The 6,479-nt window shown below is 67.4% G+C and carries 5 protein-coding genes; 3 read left to right on the top strand and 2 right to left on the bottom strand.

The genetic code is table 11. The annotated features are described in order from the left end of the window. The 3 genes from EA796_RS22330 to EA796_RS22320 all read left to right on the top strand — a co-directional run. Positions 1-549: helix-turn-helix domain-containing protein (locus EA796_RS22330; protein ID WP_147459077.1), on the top strand; the 549-nt coding region annotated here is incomplete at its 5' end. A gap of 553 nt (positions 550-1,102) precedes the next feature. Beyond that, positions 1,103-2,488: a GntP family permease gene (locus EA796_RS22325; protein WP_122110217.1), complete on the top strand. Its 1,386-nt coding sequence runs from the start codon at positions 1,103-1,105 to the stop codon at positions 2,486-2,488. Positions 2,489-2,551: 63 nt separating this feature from the next. Continuing rightward, complete coding sequence (locus EA796_RS22320) at positions 2,552-4,111, top strand: acyl CoA:acetate/3-ketoacid CoA transferase (RefSeq protein ID WP_122110216.1); 1,560 nt, start codon at positions 2,552-2,554, stop codon at positions 4,109-4,111. A gap of 223 nt (positions 4,112-4,334) precedes the next feature. Here the strand turns inward: EA796_RS22320 and speB are convergent, their stop codons facing one another. Together speB and EA796_RS22310 are read right to left on the bottom strand one after the other, a co-directional pair. Next, complete coding sequence (speB, locus tag EA796_RS22315) at positions 4,335-5,306, bottom strand: agmatinase (protein WP_122110215.1); 972 nt, start codon at positions 5,304-5,306, stop codon at positions 4,335-4,337. Positions 5,307-5,317: 11 nt separating this feature from the next. Next, a complete protein-coding gene (locus EA796_RS22310; protein ID WP_122110214.1) occupies positions 5,318-6,397 on the bottom strand; it encodes a polyamine ABC transporter substrate-binding protein in 1,080 nt (359 codons plus the stop codon). Positions 6,398-6,479 lie beyond the last annotated feature (82 nt).

Here is a 6,479-nt window from a genome sequence, read left to right as displayed (position 1 = left end):
GTGATCGCCGCCACCCATATCGACCTGGAAGCCAAGGTGGCCGCCGGGCAGTTTCGCGACGATCTGTACTACCGCCTCAACGTCCTGGCCCTGCGCGTGCCGCCGCTGCGCGAACGCGCCGGCGACATTCCCGCGCTGATCGAACACCTGCTCGACGACCTGGCCAACCGCTCCGGCCTGGCGCCGCTGGAGCTGAGCGGCGACGCCCTGGCCCTGCTCTGCGCCCAGCCCTGGCGCGGCAACGTGCGCGAGCTGCGCAACCTGCTGGAACGGGCGCAGCTGGCGGTCGACGGGCGACTGGATGGCGCGGCCTTGCGCGCTCTGCTGGTCGATCCGGTGGCGCCGAGCGCGCAGATTCCCGTTGCCCCCGTGGTGACGGCCGGCGCACGGACGCTGGCCGAGCAGCTGGCGCAGGCCGAACGCCAGGCCCTGCAGGCCGCGCTGGACGCCACCGGCGGCAACCGCCAGCAGGCCGCCGAACGCCTGGGCATTTCCCGCGCCGGCTTCTACGCCAAGCTGGCGCAGCATGGGCTGGGGCGCCGGGGCTAATTCTGCTCATTTGTGGGAGCGGCTGGGCGGCATTTCGCTTCAGCCGCGAAAGCCGTCGCGCCAAGCTTCGCGGCTAAAGCCGCGCCTACAGAAGGCGTTGTGGGCCGCAGTTAGGTAGCCCGGATGAAAACCGGGAATCAGACGCCCCAAAAGCCCCGGATTGCATCCGGGCTACGACTCGGGCGTAGGGTGGATCACGCTTTATCGATCCACCGTTGGCTACACCGCTGAACGCAACGGTGGAAATGAACAGCGATTACCCCCCCCAACACGCTCCAGAAATCCAGATACCTGGACAACCTCCGACCTTTTAATTCCATAAACCTGGACTAAATCCAGAAAGCTGGAGGCCATCTCGTACCTCTCCTGCCTTCCCGCGCTCGGTCTGAAAGCCTGAAAACCCCTGGCCATAGGCCTTCCCGCCCTATCGACCAAAGTCGTAACACCCTCTGGCACGACTCTGGCTCTATATCCGGCAAGGACCCGCTGCCGCATGCGCGTCTTCTCGATAAACGGCCCAGAGCCGCTAGAACAACAACAAAAGGAACCACCCATGGGTACCCTAGGTATTCTGATTTCCCTCGCGCTGCTGATGTACCTCGCCTATCGCGGCATCAACGTGCTGATCCTCGCTCCGCTGCTGGCCCTGCTGGCGTTGCTGTTCGCCGGCGACATCGGCCTGCTGCTGCCCACCTACACCCAGGTGTTCATGAAGGCCATGGGCGGCTACGTGATCCAGTTCTTCCCGCTGTTCCTGCTCGGCGCTTTGTTCGGCAAATTGATGGACGACTCGGGCTCGGCGCGCGCCATCGCCCACGGCATAGTCGCGAAAGTGGGCAGCGAGCGCGCCATCCTGGCCATAGTGCTGGCCTGCGGCATCCTCACCTACGGCGGCGTGTCGCTGTTCGTGGTGGCCTTCGCCGTGTACCCGATCGGCGCCGCGCTGTTTCGCGAGGCGGGCATTCCCAAGCGCCTGATCCCCGGTGCCATCGCCCTCGGCTCGTTCACCTTCACCATGACCGCGCTGCCCGGCACCCCGGCGATCCAGAACGCCATCCCCAACCCCTTCTTCGGCACCGATGCCTTCGCCGCGCCGGGCCTCGGCGTCATCGCCGGTCTGATCATGTTCGGCCTCGGCACCTGGTGGCTCACCGCCCAGTCGCGCAAGCTGATGGCCGCCGGCGAAGGCTACGGCGAACACCGCGACGACCCGGTTGCCGAGGACAAGCGCGACATTCCCGGCTTCTGGCTGGCGCTGCTGCCGATCTTCGTGGTGATCGCGCTGAACTTCCTGATGGCCAAGCAGATCCTGCCCAGCCTCGACACCAGCTACCTGGCCAAGCCGGAATTCGGCGGCCTGCAGGATGCCAAGTCGCTGATCGGCATCTGGTCGATCATCGTCGCCCTCGGCGCCGCCATCCTGCTGCTGATCGCCCTGCACTGGCGGCGCTGGATGGACCTGAAGCAGAGCGTCAACGACGGCGCCTTCGGCTCCATGCTGCCGATCCTCAACACCGCCGCCGAGGTGGGTTACGGCACGGTGATCGCCTCCCTGGCCGGCTTCGTCATCATCCGCGACCTGGTGCTGGGCGTATCGAGCAACCCGCTGATCTCCGAGGCGGTGGCGGTGAACATCCTCGCCGGCATCACCGGCTCGGCCTCCGGCGGCATGTCGATTGCGCTGAAGACCCTGGGCGAGCAGTACCTGACCCTGGCCAACGCCGCCGGCATCAGCCCCGAGCTGCTGCACCGCGTCGCCGCCATGGCCTCGGGCTGCATGGACACATTGCCGCACAACGGCGCGGTGATCTCGCTGCTGGCGATCTGCAAGCTCACCCACCGCGAGTCGTACAAGTTCATCTTCGTCAACACCGTGGCCTTCCCGCTGGTGGCGCTGGTTGTCGTCATCACCCTGGGCACGCTGTTTGGCAGTTTCTGACCAGGCCCTGCAGGAGCGGCTCCCGGCCGCTCCTGCAACCCCCGTTCTCCACGAGTACCCGCAATGAGCAAGATCATGACCGCCGCCGCCGCCGTGGCGCGTATCCCGGACAACGCCAACCTGGCCACCGGCGGCTTCGTCGGCATCGGCTTCGCCGAGCAGATCGCCATCGCCCTGGAGCGGCGTTTTCTCGCCGAACGGGCGCCGCGCGACCTGACCCTGGTGTACGCCGCCGGCCAGGGCGACGGCAAGAGCCGCGGCCTCAATCACCTGGCCCACGAGGGCCTGGTGCGGCGGGTGATCGGCGGTCATTGGGGCCTGGTGCCGGGGCTGCAGAAGCTGGCGGTGGACAATCGCATCGAGGCCTACAACCTGCCGCAGGGGGTGATCTCCCAGCTGTTTCGCGATATCGCCGCCGGCAAGCCGGGGCAGCTGTCGCGGGTCGGCCTGGGCACCTACGTCGACCCGCGCCACGGCGGCGGCAAGCTCAATGCGCGCACCACCACCGAGCTGGTGCGGCTGATGCCCATCGACGGGCAGGACTACCTGTTCTATCCGACCTTTCCCATCGACGTGGCGGTGGTGCGCGCCACCAGCAGCGATCCCGACGGCAACCTCAGTTTCGAACGCGAGGCGCTGACCATCGAGAGCCTGGCCATCGCCATGGCCGCGCGCAATTCCGGTGGCCTGGTGATCGCCCAGGTCGAGCGCCTGGTCGAGCGCGGCTCGCTGAATGCGCGCGAGGTGAAGATCCCCGGCATCCTGGTGGACTGCGTGGTGCAGGCCGAACCGGCCAACCACCAGCAGACCTTCGCCACCGCCTACAACCCCGCCTTCGCCGCCGAGACCCGAGTGCCGGTGGACAGCCTGGCGCCGCTGCCGCTGGACGTGCGCAAGCTGATCGCCCGCCGCGCGGCGCTGGAGCTCAAGGGCGGTGCGGTGGTCAATCTCGGCATCGGCATGCCCGAAGGCGTCGCCGCGGTGGCGGCCGAAGAAGGGGTGGTCGAGCGCCTGACCCTGACCGCCGAGCCCGGGGTGATCGGCGGCGTGCCGGCCTCGGGGCTGGACTTCGGCGCGGCGAGCAACCACAGCGCGCTACTCGATCAGCCCTACCAGTTCGACTTCTACGACGGCGGCGGCCTGGACATCGCCTTCCTCGGCCTGGCCCAGGCCGATGCCGCGGGCAACCTCAATGTGTCGAAATTCGGCAGTCGGCTGGCCGGCGCCGGCGGTTTTATCAATATCAGCCAGAACGCCAAGCAGGTGGTGTTCGTCGGCACCTTCAGCGCCGGCGCCCAGGACATCCGCATCGAAGGCGGCCAGTTGCGCATCGTCCAGGACGGCGCGCTGCGCAAGTTCGTCGCCGAGGTGGAGCACCGCACCTTTGCCGGCCGCCTGGCCGCCGAACGTGGCCAGCCGGTGCTCTACGTCACCGAGCGCTGTGTATTCCGCCTGAGCCTGGACGGCCTGGAGCTGATCGAGGTGGCGCCGGGGGTGGATATCCAGCGCGACATCCTCGCCCGCATGGACTTCGCGCCCATCGTGCGCGAGCCGAAGCCGATGGACGCGCGGCTGTTCCGCCCCGAGCCCATCGGCCTGGCCCAGTGCCTACAAAATCTTTGAGCGTGAACTTACGGGCCTAACAGGCCCGATTATTTTCCGGAATGCTTAAGGTGCTCACGCCTCATCGATCCACCCTGGGCAATCGAGGCGAACGCCCCGAGATAGCGCCCCCGGATTTCATCCGGGCTACGCCGGTTAGACCGTAGGGTGGACCACGCTTCATCGGTCCACCATGGGCAATCGAGACAAAGGCTCATGGTGGAAATGAACAGCGATTTCCACCCTACGTCCTTTCCCCAAGCTTATGCCGCGCGGCATACAGGCAGACCATCTCCATGGCCACCGTGGCGCCGGCCAGGGCGGTGATCTCGGCGTGATCGTAGGGCGGCGAGACCTCCACCACATCCATGCCCACCAGGTTGATGCCGCGCAGGCTACGCAGGATCTCCAGCGCCTGGTGGGTACTCAGGCCGCCGCACACCGGGGTGCCGGTGCCGGGGGCGAAGGCCGGGTCGAGGCAGTCGATATCGAAGGTCAGGTACACCGGGTGGTCGCCGACCCGGGCGCGGATCAGCTCGGCGATCTGCTGCGCGCCGCGGCGATGCACCTCGGGCGCGTCCAGCACCTGGAAGCCCAGGGTGTCGTCGTTGGTGGTGCGCAGGCCGATCTGCACCGAGCGCGCCGGGTCCACCAGGCCCTGGCGGGCGGCGTGGTAGAACATGGTGCCGTGGCTGACGCCCTGCTCGCTGGCATCGCTATCCGGCCAGGTGTCGCTGTGGGCGTCGAAGTGCACCAGGGACAGGCTGCCATGCCGCTTGGCATGGGCCTTGAGCAGCGGGTAGCTGATGAAGTGGTCGCCGCCCAGGGTCAGCAGGCCGCAGCCGGCGGCAACGATCCGCTCGGCATGCGCCTCGATGGCCGCCGGAATCCTGTGCGGCAGGGCGTGATCGAAGTTGCAGTCGCCGTAGTCGATCACCGCCAGCTGGTCGAAGGGGTCGAACTCCCAGGGGTAGTGGCGCTCCCAGGCACTGGTCACCGAGGCGGCGCGGATCGCCCGCGGGCCGAAGCGGCTGCCGGGCCTGTTGGTGGTGGCGGTGTCGAAGGGCACGCCGCTGACCACCAGATCGACGCCCTCCAGGTCGCGCGAGTAGCGCCGGCGCATAAAGCTGGTGACGCCGGCGTAGGTCGGCTCCGAGTAGGTGCCGTAGAGGCTGTCGCGGGTGATCGCCAGGTCGTTGCCTTGGAATGCTTCCATTTGCCCTGTCCTCAATACTGACTGCGAAAGGTGGTCCAGATACGGGTGCGCTCGCGCTGCTGGCGCAGCGGCATCAGATGCTCGCTGAACAGCCGCGCGCGCACTTCGGCCGGCGGGTAGATATCCGGATCGCCGGCGATGGCCTCGTCCACCAGCGCGGTGGCGGCCCGGTTGGCGTTGGCGAAGAACACACTGTTGGTCAGCTCGGCGATGGCTTCGGGACGCAGCATATGGTCGATAAAGGCGTGGGCGGCCTGCGGATGCGGCGCGTCGGCGGGGATGGCCATGGTGTCGAACCAGATCAGCGTGCCTTCGACCGGCACGCGGTACTCCACGCTGAACGGCTGGCCGGCCTCACGGGCATTGTCGGCGGCCATAAAGGCGTCGCCGTTGTAGGTCAGCGCCAGGCAGATCTCGCCCTTGGCCAGGTCGTCGATATGCCGGCCGCTGCCGACGTAGCGCAGGCTGGGCTGCAGGCCGGCGAGCAGTTGCTGCACCGCCGCCAGGTCGGCCTTGTCGCTGCTGTAGGGGTCCTTGCCCAGGTAGTGCAGGGCGATGCTGATCACCTCCTGGGGCGAGTCGATCACGGCGATGCCGCAATCCTTGAGCCGGCTGGCGTATTCGGGCTTGAACAGCAGGTCCAGGCTGTTGCTCGGCACGCCCGGCAGGCGCTGCGCCACGGCCTCCTTGTTGTAACCCAGGCCGACCGTACCCCAGGTGTAGGGCACGCCGTAGCGGTTGCCGGGGTCGGCCACGGCCAGCTTGGCCAGCAGCTCGCCGTCCAGGTTGCCCAGGTTGCTCAGCCGGCGGCGCTCGACCGGCTGCACGGCGCCGGCCTGGATCGCCCGGGCCAGGCCGCTGGAGGCGGGAAAGACGACGTCGTAGCCGCTGCCGCCGGTGAGCAGCTTGCTGTCCAGGGCCTCGGCGCTGTCGAAGATGTCGTACTTGACCCGGATGCCGGTCTCGTCCTTGAAGCGCTGCAGCGCCTGCTCGGGGATATAGGCCGACCAGCTGTAGAGATTCAGGGCCTTGTCTTCGGCCTGCACGGCGAAGACGCTGCACAGCAGCAGGGGGAGGATGACCTGGCGCATCGGGAATGGCCTCGTGGTGGTGATGGGCTGGGGGTCATCCTGCGCCCGGCGTTGCTTCGAATAAATACGAAGTGATCTACTC

The organism is Pseudomonas sp. AOB-7, assembly GCF_003696305.1.
Lineage (GTDB): Bacteria > Pseudomonadota > Gammaproteobacteria > Pseudomonadales > Pseudomonadaceae > Aquipseudomonas.
Note: the sequence above shows the minus strand (reverse complement) of the source record. Positions and strands in the feature narration are given on the sequence as shown.